The organism is Sulfitobacter sp. SK011 (assembly GCF_003352065.1).
Classification (GTDB): Bacteria; Pseudomonadota; Alphaproteobacteria; order Rhodobacterales; family Rhodobacteraceae; genus Sulfitobacter.
Genome location: NZ_CP025803.1, coordinates 3228245 through 3245850 on the forward strand (window position 1 = coordinate 3228245; position 17606 = coordinate 3245850).

Below are 17606 nucleotides of genomic sequence, written 5' to 3' on the forward strand. Positions count from 1 at the left end.
GGTTTGGGCATGATCAGGTTGGAAAAACGCCCCGAACCGAGCCAAAGAATATCTCTCGCGACGCCCGTGATGGCCGTGCTGGCCACCATGTTTTTTGGCGGGCTGTTGTTCATGGTGCTTGGCAAGCCACCGATTCAGTCAATCCTGACCATTTTTTGGGAGCCGCTGTTTGGCGAGTTCGCGTTCTATTACCGCCCGCAATTGCTGATCAAAGGCGCGCCTTTGGTTTTGATCGCCATTGGACTGTCGCTGGGATTCAAGGCGGGCATCTGGAACATTGGGGCCGAGGGCCAGTATATCATGGGCGCGCTTTTTGGTGCTGGCATGGGGCTTGCGTTTTATCCCATGGAAGGCTGGTTCATCTTTCCGTTGATGGTGCTGGCAGGGGCGTTCGGCGGTTGGCTTTGGGCGATGATACCGGCATTTCTCAAGGTGCGTTTTGGTACAAACGAAATCCTGGTATCGCTGATGCTGGTGTATGTGGCCGAACAGTTTCTGGCCTCTATGTCACTGGGGTTGTTGAAAAACCCAGAAGGGTTTGGCTTTCCCGGGTCGCGCAATTTGCAACAATATGATTCCGCGTTTAATGCAGAGCTTATCGAAGGATCGGGCATGCACTGGGGCGTGGTTGCCGCCCTTGTCGCGGTGATCTTCGCCTATGTTCTGCTGACCAAACACCGGCTTGGGTTTGCCATTCGGGTGACCGGCGAAGCGCCCCGAGCCGCGCGTTTTTCAGGGGTGAATCCAACGCGGCTGATCCTGTTCTGCATGGGGATGTCCGGGCTGCTGGCCGGTCTTGCCGGGCTTTTCGAGGTCGCGGGCCCGGCAGGTCAGGTCACAATTGATTTCAACGTGGGCTACGGATTTACCGCGATTATCGTGGCGTTTTTGGGTCGGCTGCATCCTGTGGGCATCTTGCTGGCCGGCGGGCTGATGGCGCTGACCTATATTGGCGGCGATATCGCGCAGAGCAATCTGGGTCTGCCTGCTGCCGCCATTCAGGTGTTCCAGGGCATGCTGCTGTTTTTCCTGCTGGCCCTGGACATGTTCACAAATTACCGGCTGCGCTTTGGCCGGGTGGAGGTCGCGTAATGGATCTGTCTGTCATCAATCCCGTCCTGTTCATTGCAGGCTTCCTTGTCGCCGCAACGCCACTGATCTTTGCCGCCATCGGCGAACTGGTGGTCGAAAAATCCGGTGTGCTGAACCTTGGCGTCGAAGGCCTGATGATCACCGGGGCAATCTGCGGCTTTGCCGTGGCGGTGGAAACCGGATCGCCGATGCTGGGCTTTGTTGCCGCTGCGGCTGGCGGTGCATTGCTGTCGGTCCTCTTCGCTTTTCTCACCCAGATTACCCTCGCCAACCAGGTCGCTTCTGGCCTTGCGCTCACACTGTTTGGTCTGGGTCTATCAGCGCTGCTGGGTCAATCTTATGTTGGTGTCAAACCGCCACGTCTGGGCGATATCAACTTTGGCCCCTTGGCCGATATTCCGGTGATCGGGCCGATCCTCTTTACCCATGACATCATCCTTTACCTCGGCATCGCACTGGTTGTTGCAGTCTGGGCCACGCTCAAGTTCACCCGCGCCGGGCTGATCCTGCGCGCGGTGGGCGAAAGCCATGATGCTGCCCATGCGCTTGGCTATAAGGTGGTGCGCATCCGCACGCTTGCGATCATGTTTGGCGGGGCCTGCGCGGGCATCGGCGGGGCCTATATTTCGCTGATCCGGGTGCCGCAATGGACCGAAGGCATGACTGCCGGTGTCGGCTGGATTGCTCTTGCTCTGGTTGTTTTTGCCAGCTGGAAACCATGGCGGTTGTTGCTGGGTGCCTATCTTTTTGGCGGCATCACTCAATTGCAGTTGAATCTGCAAGGGGCAGGCGTTGCCATTCCAGTCGAATATCTGGCAATGTCGCCTTATGTTATCACCATCGTCGTGCTGGTGATCCTCTCTGCGGACAAGTCGGCGGCACCTGCCTCGCTTGGTCGTAATTTCCACGCCTCAAGCTAGGGGCCAATATCAAACACCGTCCACAATGGGCGATAAAAAATGGGGAAGAACTATGAAATTTTCTGCACTCTTGACTGGGGCCGCGCTGGCACTTGGTCTGGCAACATCAGCGGTTGCACAAGACAAGACCAAGGTCGGTTTTGTCTTTGTTGGCCCTGTCGGCGACGGCGGCTGGACCTATGAACACAATCAAGGTCGTCTTGCTGTTGAAAAAGAGTTTGGCGACGCGGTTGAAACCGTATTTGTCGAATCTGTGGCCGAGGGCCCCGATTCAGAACGTGTGATGACACAGATGGCGCTTGACGGTGCTGACCTGATCTTCACCACATCCTTTGGCTACATGGACCCGACAATCAACATCGCCAAGAAATTCCCGAATGTGAAGTTTGAGCACGCAACAGGCTATAAACGCGCCGACAACGTCTCGACCTATTCCGCGCGTTTCTATGAAGGGCGCGCCATTCAGGGCCACATCGCCGGGTCCATGACCGAAAGCAACATCGTGGGCTACATCGGGTCCTATCCGATCCCCGAAGTGATCCGGGGCATCAACTCGGCGTTTATCCACGCCCGTAAGGTGAACCCCGACGTGCAGTTCAAAATCGTCTGGGCCTATACGTGGTTCGATCCTGCAAAAGAAGCTGATGCCGCCAAGGTTCTCATCGAACAGGGTGCGGACGTGATCCTGCAACACACCGATTCCACAGCCCCGCAAGCGGCGGCCCAGGAAGCGGGCAATGTGATCACCTTTGGTCAGGCCTCTGACATGACGCAATATGCGCCGAAGCCGCGCGTGTCGTCGATCATCGACAACTGGTCTCCCTACTATATCGCGCGCACCAAGGCTGTCATGGACGGGACATGGGAAAGCACGGACACCTGGGATGGCATTGGCCCCGGCATGGTTCAGATCGGTGAAATCTCTAACGCGGTTCCGGCTGACGTCAAAACCGAGGCATTGATCCTGATGGACAGCATCGCCGCCGGTAAATACCACCCGTTCACCGGGCCGCTGAAAAAACAGGACGGTTCTGACTGGTTGGCAGACGGCGAGACCGCCGATGACGGCACATTGGCTGGCATGAACTTCTATGTTGAAGGTATTGAGGGCGACATTCCTCAATAACCCGAACCACGCAAGTAACCGAAACGGGGCTGGCCAATCGCCGGCCCCGTTTTCTATTTTCAACAGAATTTCTCTGAATACCTGTATCTACTATATATCACTTAACCTGTTGCCATCTGCCCGTTGCACTGGCGCGCGCGCCATGTCACCAATTGCCCATGAAATATTCCCTCACCAGCGCCAGCGGCGCACCCGCCAGCCGCCTTGCCTTTGGCACCATGCAATTTGGTGGCCGTGCGGATGCGCAGCAATCGCAGGCCATGTTCGACGCCTGCATCGAGGCTGGGATCACCCATTTCGATACGGCGCATGTCTATACCGATGGCGCATCAGAAACCTTGCTGGGCGGGTTCCTCGGTGACAAACGGGACGATCTGATCATCGCCACCAAAGCGGCCTATGATGGCGGCGCGGGCCGCGACAACATCCTGACCTCTGCTGAAACTTCGCGTGCGCGTTTGGGTGTTGATACACTCGACGTACTTTATCTGCACCGTTTTGATCCCGACACTGATCTGCACGAAAGCTTTCAGGCGTTTGCTGACCTCAAGACCCAAGGACACATCCGCCACATCGGCTTGTCAAACTTTGCGGCATGGCAGGTGGTCAAGGCGGCGGGTATTGCCGCCAAATTCGATCTGTCCATCGCGGTGATCCAGCCCATGTATAACCTCGTCAAACGACAAGCCGAGGTGGAAATTCTGCCGATGGCAGATGACCTGGGCATCCTTGTGGCACCTTATTCGCCATTGGGCGGCGGGCTGCTGACCGGTAAATACACAAGCGGTGGCGCAGGGCGGCTGACCGAGGATGACCGTTATGCAGCACGCTATGGTCAAAAGGCGATGCACAAAGCAGCTGACGGGCTGAACACATTGGCTGCAACCCTTGGCGTTCATCCGGCGACCCTTGCCGTTGCATGGGCAGCGGCCCATCCGACCGGACCAACCCCGATCATTTCCGCCCGTTCTGCCGAACAACTGGGTCCTTCACTTGCCGCACTCACCTATGAGATGACGCCAGACGTCTATGCCCAGATCACCGCATTATCGCCCACGCCACCACCCGCAACTGACCGACTGGAAGAACAATCTTGACCGATATTATTGTCATCGGCGGCGGCATCGCCGGACTTTCCGCGGCTGCGCGGCTCTCTGCTGACGCAAGGGTCACGGTGTTGGAGCGTGAAACCGCGCTTGGCTATCACGCCTCTGGTCGTTCTGCCGCGCTTTTTGAAGAGAATTATGGCCTGCCCAGCACCATTGCGCTGAACAAGGCAAGTGCAAGCTATCACCGCGAGGCAAACGGCGGATACCTCAGCCCGCGTGGATTGCTGATCGTTGCGCAACAGGATGAAGAGGACGCTTTTGTCAACGATGTGACAACGATGGGCGTCGACCGGATCACGCCAGACGAGGCGCTGAACATGGTGCCAATTCTGAACCCTGAAAAAGTGGCCTTTGCCGGTTATCACGCGTCAGCCTTCGACCTTGATACCGACCGCATGATGCAGGATTTCGCCCGCGTCGTTCGCAGCAATGGCGGTCAGGTCATCACCGATGCCCCTGTTGAGGCCATCAGCCGCACGGCGGGTGGATGGCAGGTGCTGGCAAAGGACGTGACCTATACCGCCGCACAGCTGGTCAATGCGGCTGGGGCCTGGGCGGATGAGGTTGCCACGCTGGCGGGCATTGCGCCTTTGGGCATTATCCCGCATCGCCGTTCGATGGCGCGCCTGCCCGCCCCCGGTGGTCACGACGTCACCCATTGGCCGATGTTTTTTGGGGTCGGCGAAACATGGTACGCCAAACCCGATGCCGGCGCACTGCTGGTGTCCCCGGCTGAGGAAGACGCGGCTGAACCTCACGATGCATGGGCCGACGACATGGTATTGGCAGAAGGTCTGGCGCGGTATGAAAACATGGTCACAACACCTGTGACGCGGTTGCTGACATCATGGGCCGGATTGCGCAGCTTTTCCCCCGACAGGGCCTTGGTCTTGGGCCCTGAGCCGGGCGATCCAGCCTTTGTCTGGTGCGCCGCTCAGGGCGGATACGGGTTCCAGACAGCCCCCGCAGCATCCCAATTGCTGGCAGATCTGGTGATCGGTCGCGCCCCCGCTTTACCTGCGGATGTGGTTGCCCAATTGACCCCAGACAGGCTGCGCAAGTGATCCGAAAACTTCCCTCCAGCGCCAGCGTTGCAACGGCGCAAGAGGGTGCCAAATTGCACGCGCCCGCCGCGGCGCGCAATGCCAATGCTTTGTCAGAACTTTTGCTGACCCACGCACCGAGCCAGGGCAGCGCATTGGAGATCGCCAGCGGCACCGGGCAACATATCACAGCATTCGCATCCACCATGCCGACCCTGCAGTGGTACCCTACCGAGATTGACAGCGCCCGCCGTGCCAGCATTGATGCCTATGTAAAGGAAGCGGAACTGACCAACGTCGCGCCTGCCACGGCACTGGACGCGACCGCGCCCGGATGGGGTATCAGGCACGGCCCGCAAGACCTCATTGTGCTGATAAACCTGCTGCACCTGATTTCGCCCCCCCAAACCACCACCCTGATCACAGAAGCCTCAGCGGCGCTCGCCCCCAATGGCACCGTGATCCTTTATGGTCCGTTCAAGCGCACTGGCGTGCTGACCAGTGAGGGCGACGCCCGGTTCGATGCGGACCTAAGATCCGCCGACCCGGCCATCGGATACAAGGACGACCTCGACATCTTGCGCCTGCTCGGCGATGCTGGCCTCACCCTTGAGAATATCGTGGCAATGCCTGCCAACAACCTCGCTTTCGTTGCCAGAAAGGTCCGCCCATGACCCTGACGCGCCGCCTTGCCTTTCTTGCCCTGCTGGCGCTTGCCGCTTGTGGCGCGCCCCGTGCCAGCGTGCCTCCTGCCGAAATCGGTGCCCTGTTTGCCCCCAATTTCGATGACAGCCATCCGGTATTCTTCCCTGGGCGCAGGCCCGCGCGATACCCTGTGCATGGCATTGATGTCGCGCGCTTTCAAAGTAGCGTTGATTGGAACACCGCCCGCCGCAATGGTGTGAACTTTGCCTTTATTAAAGCCACCGAGGGCGGTGATCTGCTGGATGCGGAATTCAAGAACCACTGGCGCGGCGCGGGTCAGGCGGGCGTTGCGCGCGGTGCCTATCATTTTTACTATTTCTGCACGACCCCCGAGGCGCAGGCGGCCTGGTTCATCCGAAATGTACCGCGTGGCAATATGCTGCCCCCGGTCTTGGATATGGAATGGAACCCATTTTCACCCACCTGCGCCACCGTGCGCCCACCGGGTCAGGACGTCCGCGACCAAATGCGCCGTTGGCTGAACATCGTGACCGCGCATTACGGCCAGAAACCAATCATCTATACCACGCCCAGGTTTTACCGCGAGAACGAGCTTGGCAAGTTCGATGATTATGAATTCTGGCTCCGCTCCACCGCGAAGCGGCCATCAGAGACCTTCCCCGGTGAACGCTGGACCTTTTGGCAATACTCATCCACAGGGATCATTCCCGGCATCGTCGGCAAGGTCGATCTGAATGCCTTCACAGGCAGCCGCGCAGAGTGGTCGCAATGGGTGGCAGCGCGGGCACGCTAGTTTCAGGCAAACTTGTCAATCAGCGCAGCAAGCCACAAAATGCCCAGCAACACGGTTGCCAGCAGAACCGCCAACGAACCTAAGTCCTTGGCCATGCGCGATAATTCGTGACGTTCCGGACCAATGCGGTCAATTGTGGCCTCAATTGCGCTGTTGATCACCTCGACAATGATCAGCAACAGACCTGCCCCGAAAAGAATGGCGGCCTGAAAGAAATCCTCGCCGATCCAGAGCGCGACAGGCACCGACAGCGCGCATAGGACCGCCTCAATTCGAAACGCTTCCTCACCGCGCCAGATGTCGCGCAGGCCCACCATCGAGTTGCGATAGGCCGTGATCATCCGTGCCATGCCCGTTAACGGCTGTTTGTCCACGTATGGCCCCCTGTTGCGGTCTGTTTTTCAGACACTAGCGCATCGTTGACCCCGTTTGAACAGGATCAAGCCAGCCTTGCCTGCCCAATCCCTGCATCCGTGTCAGCCATCCACCCGGATCGTGGTATTTTTCGGATCATAAGGAGAATCCTCGACAATCTCGGCATCCCAAAGCTGATCAAACATCTTGACCTTAAGCTTGGTACCCACAACCGCATGCTCCGTCTTGACGTAGCCCATGCCAATCGACTTGCCAAAGGCCACCGAATAGCCACCAGAGGTCAGACGCCCGGTGCGCCCATCCGCGTGATACAGCACCTCACGCCCCCAAGGGTCCGCATCATCTGGTCCGTCAATGAGCAGCGTCACACATTTGGCATTGATGCCATGCGCTTCCATTGCAGCCTTGCCGTGGAAATCTTTGCTCAGATCCACAAACCTTGGCAAATCAGCCTCCAGCGGTGTCGCGTCACGGCCCAGTTCCGTACCAAATGCACGATAAGATTTCTCCTGCCGCAACCAGTTCTGTGCACGCGCACCGACCAGTTTCATGCCATGCTTTTCGCCGGCTTTCTCAAGCTGGTCGAAGAGATAGTTCTGCATCTCAATCGGGTGGTGCAATTCCCAGCCCAATTCGCCGGTATAGGCGACACGGATCGCACGCACCGGACACATGCCCAATTCGATGTTGCGCATGGTCAGCCACGGAAACCGCTTGTTGGACAATACTGTGGAGGGGTCACCATCTTTGACGATCTCGTTCAGCACAGCACGAGACTTTGGTCCGGCGATGGCGAAAACGCCCCACTGGGTGGTCACGTCGTGGCATTCGATATAGCCAAATTCAGGTGCTTTGTCTTCGATCGCCTTGCGCAGGTAATCGCTGTCATAGGCTGTCCAGGCCCCTGCGGACACAAGGTAATATTCGTTCTCGGCAATCCGCACGATGGTATATTCCGTGCGCGTCGTGCCCGCCCCGGTCAGGGCGTAGGTCAGGTTGATGCGGCCCACCGATGGCAGCTTGTTACAGGTGAACCAATCAAGGAATGCAGTGGCACCGGGGCCTTTGACGACATGTTTGGTGAACGCTGTGGCGTCGATCAGGCCAACGCCTTCGCGGATTGCTTTGGCTTCTTCCACCGCATATTGCCACCAACCGCCGCGGCGGAACGACCGTGCATCATGGTCGTCAAATCCAGCAGGTGCAAAATAATTGGGGCGTTCCCAGCCGTTTACAAATCCAAATTGCGCACCACGGGCAGCCTGACGGTCATAAGCTGGCGATGTGCGCAGAGGACGGCAGGCAGGCCGTTCTTCATCCGGGTGGTGCAGGACATAGACGTGGTCGTAGCATTCCTCGTTTTTGCGCGCGGCAAATTCGGTGGTCATCCAGTCGCCGTAGCGTTTGGGGTCAAGCGACGCCATGTCGATCTCTGCCTCACCTTCGACCATAAGCTGGGCAAGGTAATATCCGGTGCCGCCCGCCGCAGTGATCCCAAAAGAGAAACCTTCGGCCAGCCACATGTTGCGCAATCCCGGTGCCGGGCCCACCAGCGGGTTGCCATCGGGTGTGTAGCAGATCGGACCGTTGAAATCGTCTTTGAGCCCACAATCCTCGCATGATGGCACCCGGTGGATCATCGCCGCATATTGGTCCTCGATCCGCTCAAGGTCGAGTTGAAAGAGGTCGGCGCGGAAACTGTCCGGCACGCCGTATTCAAACCGTGCAGGCGCATTTTTCTCATAGACCCCCAGAATCCAGCCACCGCGTTCTTCGCGCACATACGATTGCGCATCAGCATCGCGCACAACGGGGTGTTCAACATTGCCTGCAGCACGGAATTTCACCAATTCGGGGTCTTGATCCAACACGATGAACTGATGCTCAACCGGGATCGCTGGCATTTTGATACCCAGCATCTTGGCGGTGCGCTGTGCGTGATTGCCCGATGCCGTCACCACGTGTTCAGCCGTGATCACAACCTGCTCGTCTGACGGCACAAGGTTGCCGCCTTTTTCAACCATCTTGGTTGCAGTCACTTCCCAATGGGTGCCGTTCCAATGGAACGCATCCGCCTGCCATTTGCGTTCAATCATAACGCCCCGCTGGCGTGCACCCTTGGCCATCGCCATGGTCACATCCGCAGGGTTAATATAGCCATCCGTCTGATGATAAAGCGCGCCTTCAAGGTCTTCAGTGCGGATCAGCGGCCACTTTGCCTTGATCTCATCGGGTGTCATAAATTCATACGGCACACCGCAGGTTTCAGCGGTTGAGGCATAGAGCATATACTCATCCATCCGCTCTTTTGTCTGTGCCATCCGCAAGTTGCCCACCACGGCAAAGCCCGCGTTCAACCCGGTTTCTTCCTCAAGCGTTTTGTAGAACTTGATGGAATAGTCGTGGATGTGGGTCGTGGCAAAGGACATGTTAAAATACGGCAGCAAACCGGCCGCGTGCCAGGTCGAGCCGGAGGTCAATTCGTCACGTTCCAGCAACATCACATCGTCCCACCCGGCGCGCGCCAAATGATAGGCAATCGACGTTCCCACGGCACCGCCGCCCACAACCAATGCTTTGACCTGCGTTTTCATATGTCGATTCCCTTGGACAAGATTTGATCCTGTTTTAATCGCACCCGCGCGCATTCGCACGCACCAGCCGACCCAACATCGCAGAAAACCGACCTATCGGCACGCAGGCCTGTCGGGGTTTTCGGGCTTTGCCCGATGCTGCCTTGGCGCGCCTTGCGGGAATTCACCCCAACCTGACCCGCCTACCCTGGTAAGATCTTGCCGGGATTCATGATGTTATCGGGGTCGAGCGCCCGCTTGATTGCGCCCATGACATCCACGGCACCACCCAATTCCTTGATCAGATAGGGCCGCTTGCCCTGCCCGATGCCGTGTTCGCCGGTGCAGGTCCCGTCCATAGAAATGGCTAGGTCGTTCAGCCAGCTGACGAAACTCTCGGCGCGGGCGACCTCGTCTGCATCGTCCATGTCCAGCAACAAGGACGCATGGAAATTACCGTCGCCCGCATGGCCAACAATGGGTGCGATCAGGTCCAGTTCCAGCGCCTTTGCCTCTGCCAATCCCACAGCCTCTGCGAGTTTTGAGATGGGCACACAGACATCGGTTGCCACCGCCTTGCAGCCCGGTCGCAATGCCAGCATGGCCCAATAGGCGTCATGGCGCGCCTGCCAGAGCTTGTTGCGTTCTTCGGTGGTGGATGTGGCGGTGTATCCGGTGCCGCCGAATTCTTCGGCCAGCGCCCCAAAGGTCTCTGCCTGTTCTGCCACGCCCGCGTCTGAGCCATGAAATTCCAGCAACAACAGCGGCGTTTCAGGCAAGGACAGCTTTGAATACCCATTCACCGCCCGGACCACCAAGGCGTCCAGCAATTCAATCCGCGCCACAGGCAATCCATATTGAATGACCGCCATCACTGTTTGGCAGGCCGCATCCACACTTGAGAAGGAACAACGCGCCGCCGATATTGCCTCGGGGATGCCCTGCAGGCGCAGGGTGATTTCAGTGATCAGACCCAATGTCCCCTCAGAGCCGACCATCAGCCGCGTCAGGTCATAGCCGGCCGATGATTTGCGCGCCCGCGATCCTGTGCGGATGATACTGCCATCGGCCATCACCGCTTCCAAGCTCAGCACATTGTCTTTCATCGTGCCATAGCGCACCGCATTGGTCCCCGATGCGCGTGTGGCGGTCATCCCGCCCAGTGACGCGTTGGCCCCCGGATCAATCGGGAAAAACAACCCCTGATCGCGCAAATGGGTGTTCAGGGCCTCGCGTGTAACACCGGGCTGGATCCGGCAATCAAGATCACCTGCATTGACTGCCAGAACCTTGTCCATCTGGGTCAGGTCCACCGAAATCCCGCCCGCGGGCGCGTTGATCTGCCCCTCCAATGAGGTGCCGGTGCCGAAGGCAATGATCGGCACTTTATGGGTCGCACAGATTTGGACAATCTCAGACACTTCTTGCGTTGTGCGCGCAAAAACAACAGCATCGGGCATCTGGTTCTTGATCCACGTGGTGGTATGCCCGTGTTGTTCGCGGATCGCATCCGAGGTCTGAAACCGCTCGCCAAACTGCTGTTTCAGCACGCCCAGCGCCGTTGCTATGCCCGCCTCATTGCGCGGCAAATCAGTTGCCTGAACCACCCGCTAGTCCCCCAGTGCAATGCCTTCGCGGCGCGGGTCGGCCCCACCGCGCAAGTCATCGCCGATCGCAATCATATGCAGCCCAGAGATCAGCGCGCGTGTACCAACCTCAAAGCCAAGCGCGGCAAGACCGTCGGACAGGTCGACCGCCGAAGTGCCTTCCTCCAGATCATAGGTGCCAAACCTGTTGACTGCATGCGGCGTGCTGACAGCGGATTGAACGTCCATGCCCCAATCCAAGTGGGCCACAATCGCACCCGCAACATAGCCGATGATCCGGCTGCCCCCCGGGCTGCCCACGGCCAGAACCGGCGTGCCATCTTTCATCACAATCGTTGGTGCCATAGAAGAGCGTGGCCGTTTGCCCGGCTCAACCCGGTTGGCAATCGGCACGCCCTCAGCATGGCTCTGAAACGAGAAATCAGTCAGCTCGTTGTTCAGCAAGAACCCACCAACCATCAGGCGTGATCCAAATCCGTTTTCGATGGTTGTCGTCATGCTGGCCACATTTCCCTGGCTATCCACAATGGAAATATGCGAGGTCGAGGGCAGTTCAATTGCCATATCATCCGCCCAGTTCAGCGCATGGTCAAATGCCGGATTGCCCGGTGCGACCTCGGGCAATGCATCGTCACCCGTCAGCAATTTTGCGCGCTCAGCCAGATACGCAGGGTCCAGCAATCCCGTGACAGGAACCGGCACATAGTCGCTGTCCGCCAGATACCGACCGCGATCCGCAAACGCCAAGCGTGACGCATCGCCGATCAAGCGGCGCACCTCAATATCCTGCGGTCCGGCGCTGAGGTCATAGCCCTCAAGCAGGCCCAATATCTGGCCCACGGCCACCGCCCCCGATGACGGCGGCCCCATGCCGCAAACCTCATGGGCGCGGTAGGGTGCGCACACCGCCGCGCGTTCCTTGACGTTGTAAATCGCCAGATCAACCTCGGATAAAACGCCCGGATTGGACGCGCCCTGCACGGTCGCGACGATGTTGCTGGCCATATCACCGGTATAAAAGGCGTCCGCGCCGCCACTGGCCATCACGCGCAATGTGTCTGCATAGGCCTGATTGACCAACACATCCCCGGCCTGCACCGCGACACCCTGAGGCAGAAAGTAGGCGGCGGTTGTCTCGGAACTCGACAACCTATCCGCATCGTCAGCCACCAAACCCGCGAGCCGGGGTGAGACCGCAAATCCGGCCTCGGCCAAATCAATCGCAGGGGCCAGCAAATCGGCCCAATCCGCAGTGCCCCAACGCGCATGAACCTCTGCCAAAAGCGCAGGCGTTCCCGGCGTGCCAACCGACAGCCCGCCAACAACGGCATCAAAGAACTTGAGCGGTGCGCCGTCTGCATCCTGAAACAACCGTGGTGTAGCAGCCAAAGGTGCTGTTTCGCGCCCATCCAGAGTGGTCACCGCCCCGGATGCCGCATCATACCACACCAGAAACGCGCCACCCCCAAGCCCGGAGGATTGCGGTTCAACCAAACCCAATACGGTCTGAACAGCCACCAAAGCATCTGCCGCCGTGCCGCCACGCGCCAACACATCCGCACCGGCCTGAACCGCAAGTGGGTTCGCCGCCGCCACCATCCAGTTTTGCGCCACCACAGGGCGGCCCGCAGCCTTTTCATCAAGCGCTGCCATCGCCGCTGGTGATAACCCTTCAAATGCCCCGACACCCGCCGCTTCTGGTGCCACCGCATCTGCAGCCTGCTGGGCAAAAACAGCCCCTGCACAGGCAATTCCAATCAAAGAAAGTACAATACGCATCGTCGTCTTCTCCTCTATTGGGTTAAGTGTGATCTTGGGTCTCACAGCATCGATGGAACCACCTGATCCGGCGGGCGATGGCCATCATCAAACGTCTTGATGTTGATGATCACTTTTTCGCCCATCTCGATGCGCCCTTCCAGTGTCGCCGACCCCATATGCGGCAACAACACAACGTTCTTCAGCTCGCGCAAACGCGGGTTGATGTGGGTGCCATGCTCATAGACATCCAAGCCTGCACCTTTGATTTCACCGGCGCGCAACATCCGGGTCAGCGCGTTTTCGTCGATCACCTCACCGCGTGATGTGTTTACGATCACCGCTTCAGGCTTCATCAACTTCAACCGTCGCGCGTTCATCAAGTGAAAGGTGCTTGGGGTATGCGGGCAATTGATGCTGATCACATCCATCCGGGAAACCATCTGATCAAGGCTCTCCCAATAAGTCGCCTCCAACGCAGCCTCGGTTTGCTCATGCAGTCGTTTGCGGTTGTGGTAATGCACCTGCATCCCAAAGGCATGTGCGCGCCGTGCGACCGCCTGGCCGATCCTACCCATGCCCAGAATGCCCAACCGTCGGCCCCCGATGCGCCCACCAAGCAATGCGGTCGGGGCCCACCCCTTCCATTCGCCTTTTTGCATCACCGCCATGCCTTCGCCCATGCGCCGCGTCACGGCCAGGATCAGCGCCATGGTCATATCTGCGGTATCATCGGTCAACACGCCCGGCGTGTTGCTGACCAAAACGCCGCGCTGCCGGGCGGTGGCCACGTCAATATGATCAACACCTGCGCCATAATTCGCGATCAGTTTCAAACGGTCACCGGCCTGCCCGATCAAGGCGGCATCAATATCGTCTGTGACGGTCGGTACCAGAATGTCTGCGGTTTTCATCGCCTCGCCCAGCTCCGTCCGGGTCATCGGCGTGTCGTCCTCGCGCAACCTGACGTCGAACAACTCGCTCAGCCGGGTTTCCACCACATCGGGCAACCGTCGCGTGACTACAACACTCAACCGTTTCTTTGTCATCTTTGCTCTCCCCGCACTTGGCGCACACGTCTTTGACAGGCATGGTGTCTCAACGCGCGACGAGGCACAAGAACCTCACGTTGTAAAAGAGCAAAACAAATAATATATCCGGCAGTGCAGGCAGCACCATGAAAACAACAACGCTTTTATGCGCCTTTATGGCGTCGATTATGATGATCACGCTTCAATCAGCGGCCCCCGCTGCGGCGGAAGGTGTGGGATCCGTCACCAATCTGCCGGTGCCGCGTTTCGTCTCAATGAAAGCATCTGAGGGCAACGTGCGGCGCGGCCCGTCTTTGTCACACCGCATCGACTGGGTCTTCAAGCGTCGCGACATGCCTTTGCGCATCACCGCAGAGCACGGCCACTGGCGCCGCGTCGAAGACCGCGATGGCATGGGCGGATGGGTTCACTATTCGCTTTTATCCGGGACCCGCACCGTTCTTGTCGAACAGGACATGCTGGCCCTGCACGCGCGGCCCGATGCAAATGCGCCCGTGACCGCAGCCCTTGAATTGGGTGTTGTTGCACGGTTGGGCGATTGTGATCTGGAATGGTGCCAATTGCGTTCCGGCGGCTTCAAAGGGTGGGCACCCAAGGCCCGCATCTGGGGCGTCGCACCGGGCGAACTGCGCGACTAGGCTTTATCGCTCAGCCCTGCGCGACCCGCCAAGAACCATCAACGATTTCCCAACAGATGCCTTTGCGCGGGCTATCATCAACGCTATGCAGGTGGGGACTTGTTCGCCAAGAAAAGGGATCTTGCCATGCGCGCCATCACCTATGACACCTTCGGCACAGCCCGCGATGTTCTGAAATTAAAAGATATCCCCAATCCTGAGCCGAAAGCCGGTGAGGTGCGGGTCAAACTCGCATTTTCCGGCGTCAACCCCTCTGACGTTAAAGCCCGCGCCGGATCGCGGCCGGGCGTCACAAAACCAGCGTTTCCCCTGATCATTCCACACAGCGATGGGACCGGCGAGGTTGAGGCCGTGGGTGCGGGTGTTGACCCAGAGCGCATCGGTCAACGCGTCTGGGTCTGGAATGGCCAATGGCAGCGCAGCCATGGCACCGCCGCAAGCCACATCACCTTGCCCGCGCATCAAGCTGTGCCGCTGCCAAAAGAGGTCAGCCTGGAAGTCGGGGCCAGCCTTGGCATACCGGGGTTGACAGCATGTCATGCGGTGTTTGGTGGCGGCGGCGTGGCAGGTGAAACGGTGCTGATCCAAGGGGGGGCGGGTACCGCGGGCCTCTTGGCCGTGCAGCTTGCCAAATGGGGCGGTGCGCGCGTCATCACCACCACCAGCGAAAAGGACCGTGACCGGGTCATTGCCGCAGGTGCAGATGTGGTGCTGAGCTACAATGACCCAGATCTGCCTGCGAAAATATTGGCCGCCAACGCGGGCAAACTGATTGAGACGATTGTCGAAGTAGAATTTGGCGCGAACATTGATACCGATACAGAAGTGATCGCACCAAATGGCCGGATTGCCGCATATGGATCGGCCAAAGAGATGCAGCCCGTACTGCCGTTCTATCCGCTTTTGTTCAAAGCCGTGACCATCGACATCATGTTGATCTATTTGCTCCCCGGTGCGCAACGCGATGCGGCCATCACCCGATTGCATCATGCCCTGCAAGATGGGGCACTCGATTGTCCGGTTGAACGCGTGTTTGATTTGGCTGAAACCATTGCGGCCCATGAAGCGGTTGAGGCAGGCGCACGCGACGGAGCAATCTTGGTGAATTGCCAGTCGTGAAGGGTGCAGAAGGCTCGGAAAACGTTCTTGCGGCAATCGTCAGGAAACCAAGCCGCCAAATCGCCACAGGTCAATTGCCAAGCCAGTGGGCCGTGCCTAGACTAACCCATTGATGTTTCTCTGCTGGATTTCATGATGCGCATTCTCGCTTTCCTTGTTTGTCTCGCCCTGCCCTTTGCAGCGGTTGCACAAACCACAACCACGCAACCCAGCGGCACGATCAACATTGAAGACAGCGCCACATCGGACGCCGCCATTGCCAACCGCATCCGTGACATTCTTGGTGAGCTTGAGGGATACGAAGACATCAGTGTCACGGTATCCTCGGGGATCATCACCTTGCGCGGCACCACGCTGGATACAAGCTCTGCCACCCGCCTCACCGAACTGGTCGGCCGGGTCGAAGGTGTCGTCGCCATCGAAAATGAAGTGCATGAAACCACAGATGTCGTTGAGCGACTGAACCCCGCTGTCGCCCGGTTCAAAGCCCGACTGACGCAGTTGATTGCCTTTCTCCCGCTGGCTCTGATTGCTTTTGGCGTTTTCGTCGCCGTCATCCTGCTGGGATTCGTGATTGCGCGACTGCGCCAGCCTTGGGAACGTCTGGCCCCGAACGCCTTTATCGCCGACATTTACCGCCAGATCATCCGGCTCTTATTCCTCATTGGCGGGCTGGTAATCGCACTTGATATTGTGGGTGCTGCGGCGCTGCTGTCGGGCATATTGGGTGCGGCCGGGATTGTCGGCCTCGCGATTGGTTTTGCCGTGCGCGACACGGTCGAGAATTTCATCGCATCCATCATGCTGTCGATCCGCCAGCCCTTTCGCCCCAACGACACCGTCGAAATCGAAGGCGACACCGGCAAGGTGATCCGCCTGACCAGTCGCGCCACGATTTTGCTCAGCTTTGATGGCAACCATATTCGCATCCCGAACGCGACGGTATTCAAAAGCAGGATCGTTAATTTTTCACGCAACGCGGAACGGCGGTTCACCTTTGCCCTGACTGTTGCCCCTGACACCGATCTGGACGAGGCCCGACGTCTCGCCGCAGATACGCTCATCGCGTTGCCCTTTGTGCTCAAATCACCTGAAGCATCTGCATGGATTGAATCGGTGGATGATTTTTGGGTGACATTGAACATGGCCGCTTGGATTAACCAGAATGAGACCGACATCGTTCTGGCCCGCAGTGAAGCAATACGGCTGACGCAGGCCGCCTTTGACAGCGCAGATATGTCCGCTCCGGTACCGAGCTATCGGATCGAAAACTTTGACGGCGTTGCTGCTAAACCCAGCAAACCCACGAAACCAGCCAAAGATGAACCCGCAGCGACACCGGCTCCTGTTCAGGCTGTAAGTGCAACAGCCGACGAAGAATTGACAAAAATCGTCGATCAGGAGCGCGCCGATCCCCAGCGCGACGATCTGTTGAGCGCACATGCGAACGAGGAATAGGAATTTTTCAGTAAAACGGGTCTTGCGTCCCGCGCCGCAGCCCACTAATTAGCGCCACAGTATTGGGGTGTGGCCTAGCGGTAGGGCAACTGTTTTTGGTACAGGAGATCGAAGGTTCGAATCCTTCCACCCCAGCCACGTAATTCATCTTCCAGACCCGATCCGACTTTCTGTCGTAGTAAGCTCGTGTTTTCCGTGGGTTACGTGGTTATCCCCTAGCTGCAGACGCTGACACAGCTCTCGAATGCCGCCAATACCCGCATAAGTCTGAGGTGGC

General features: G+C 58.4%; 15 protein-coding genes and 1 tRNA gene. 11 read left to right on the forward strand and 5 right to left on the reverse strand.

Features of this window, described 5'->3' with window-relative positions; genetic code table 11:
• Positions 1–9 precede the first annotated feature (9 nt).
• From C1J02_RS15880 to C1J02_RS15910, 7 genes are all read left to right on the forward strand, one after another.
• Entirely contained in the window at positions 10–1092 is a 1083-nt protein-coding gene (locus tag C1J02_RS15880) for an ABC transporter permease (protein WP_114879450.1), read from the forward strand.
• Positions 1092–2012 (forward strand): ABC transporter permease, encoded by a 921-nt coding sequence (locus C1J02_RS15885; RefSeq protein ID WP_114879451.1) that lies wholly within the window; start codon positions 1092–1094, stop codon positions 2010–2012. Before C1J02_RS15880 ends, C1J02_RS15885 begins: the two co-directional genes overlap by 1 nt.
• A 52-nt stretch (positions 2013–2064) precedes the next feature.
• Complete coding sequence (locus C1J02_RS15890; protein WP_114879452.1) at positions 2065–3138, forward strand: BMP family ABC transporter substrate-binding protein; 1074 nt, start codon at positions 2065–2067, stop codon at positions 3136–3138.
• A gap of 158 nt (positions 3139–3296) precedes the next feature.
• Positions 3297–4235, forward strand: a complete 939-nt coding sequence (locus tag C1J02_RS15895) for an aldo/keto reductase (protein ID WP_114879453.1) — start codon at positions 3297–3299, stop codon at positions 4233–4235.
• Positions 4232–5311 (forward strand): FAD-binding oxidoreductase, encoded by a 1080-nt coding sequence (locus tag C1J02_RS15900; protein WP_114879454.1) that lies wholly within the window; start codon positions 4232–4234, stop codon positions 5309–5311. Before C1J02_RS15895 ends, C1J02_RS15900 begins: the two co-directional genes overlap by 4 nt.
• Positions 5308–5964: a DUF938 domain-containing protein gene (locus C1J02_RS15905; protein ID WP_114879455.1), complete on the forward strand. Its 657-nt coding sequence runs from the start codon at positions 5308–5310 to the stop codon at positions 5962–5964. The genes C1J02_RS15900 and C1J02_RS15905 overlap by 4 nt, the downstream gene beginning before the upstream one ends.
• A complete protein-coding gene (locus C1J02_RS15910) occupies positions 5961–6749 on the forward strand; it encodes a GH25 family lysozyme (RefSeq protein ID WP_114879456.1) in 789 nt (262 codons plus the stop codon). Before C1J02_RS15905 ends, C1J02_RS15910 begins: the two co-directional genes overlap by 4 nt.
• Before the next feature lie 2 nt (positions 6750–6751).
• On the opposite strand, the gene C1J02_RS15915 is transcribed toward C1J02_RS15910, so the two are convergent.
• From C1J02_RS15915 to C1J02_RS15935, 5 genes are all read right to left on the reverse strand, one after another.
• Positions 6752–7123 carry a diacylglycerol kinase gene (locus tag C1J02_RS15915; RefSeq protein ID WP_254693127.1) on the reverse strand — a complete coding sequence of 124 codons (372 nt, stop codon included), beginning with the start codon at positions 7121–7123 and terminating at the stop codon, positions 6752–6754.
• Positions 7124–7225: 102 nt separating this feature from the next.
• On the reverse strand, positions 7226–9718 hold the full coding sequence (locus tag C1J02_RS15920) for an FAD-dependent oxidoreductase (RefSeq protein WP_114880651.1): 2493 nt from the start codon (positions 9716–9718) through the stop codon (positions 7226–7228).
• Between the two features lie 182 nt (positions 9719–9900).
• Entirely contained in the window at positions 9901–11304 is a 1404-nt protein-coding gene (locus C1J02_RS15925; protein ID WP_114879457.1) for an FAD-binding oxidoreductase, read from the reverse strand.
• A 3-nt stretch (positions 11305–11307) separates the two neighbouring features.
• Positions 11308–13083, reverse strand: coding sequence for a gamma-glutamyltransferase (gene ggt, locus C1J02_RS15930; protein ID WP_114879458.1), 1776 nt, complete (start codon positions 13081–13083; stop codon positions 11308–11310).
• Between the two features lie 41 nt (positions 13084–13124).
• Positions 13125–14111, reverse strand: coding sequence for a D-glycerate dehydrogenase (locus C1J02_RS15935; RefSeq protein WP_114879459.1), 987 nt, complete (start codon positions 14109–14111; stop codon positions 13125–13127).
• A 170-nt stretch (positions 14112–14281) separates the two neighbouring features.
• On the opposite strand from C1J02_RS15935, the gene C1J02_RS15940 reads away from it, so the two are divergent.
• From C1J02_RS15940 to C1J02_RS15955, 4 genes are all read left to right on the forward strand, one after another.
• Positions 14282–14752 carry an SH3 domain-containing protein gene (locus C1J02_RS15940; protein WP_254693290.1) on the forward strand — a complete coding sequence of 157 codons (471 nt, stop codon included), beginning with the start codon at positions 14282–14284 and terminating at the stop codon, positions 14750–14752.
• A gap of 126 nt (positions 14753–14878) precedes the next feature.
• Positions 14879–15871: an NADPH:quinone reductase gene (locus C1J02_RS15945; RefSeq protein ID WP_114880652.1), complete on the forward strand. Its 993-nt coding sequence runs from the start codon at positions 14879–14881 to the stop codon at positions 15869–15871.
• A gap of 132 nt (positions 15872–16003) precedes the next feature.
• Positions 16004–17329 carry a mechanosensitive ion channel domain-containing protein gene (locus tag C1J02_RS15950; RefSeq protein WP_114879461.1) on the forward strand — a complete coding sequence of 442 codons (1326 nt, stop codon included), beginning with the start codon at positions 16004–16006 and terminating at the stop codon, positions 17327–17329.
• 63 nt (positions 17330–17392) lie between these two features.
• Positions 17393–17467, forward strand: a tRNA-Gln gene (locus tag C1J02_RS15955).
• Positions 17468–17606 lie beyond the last annotated feature (139 nt).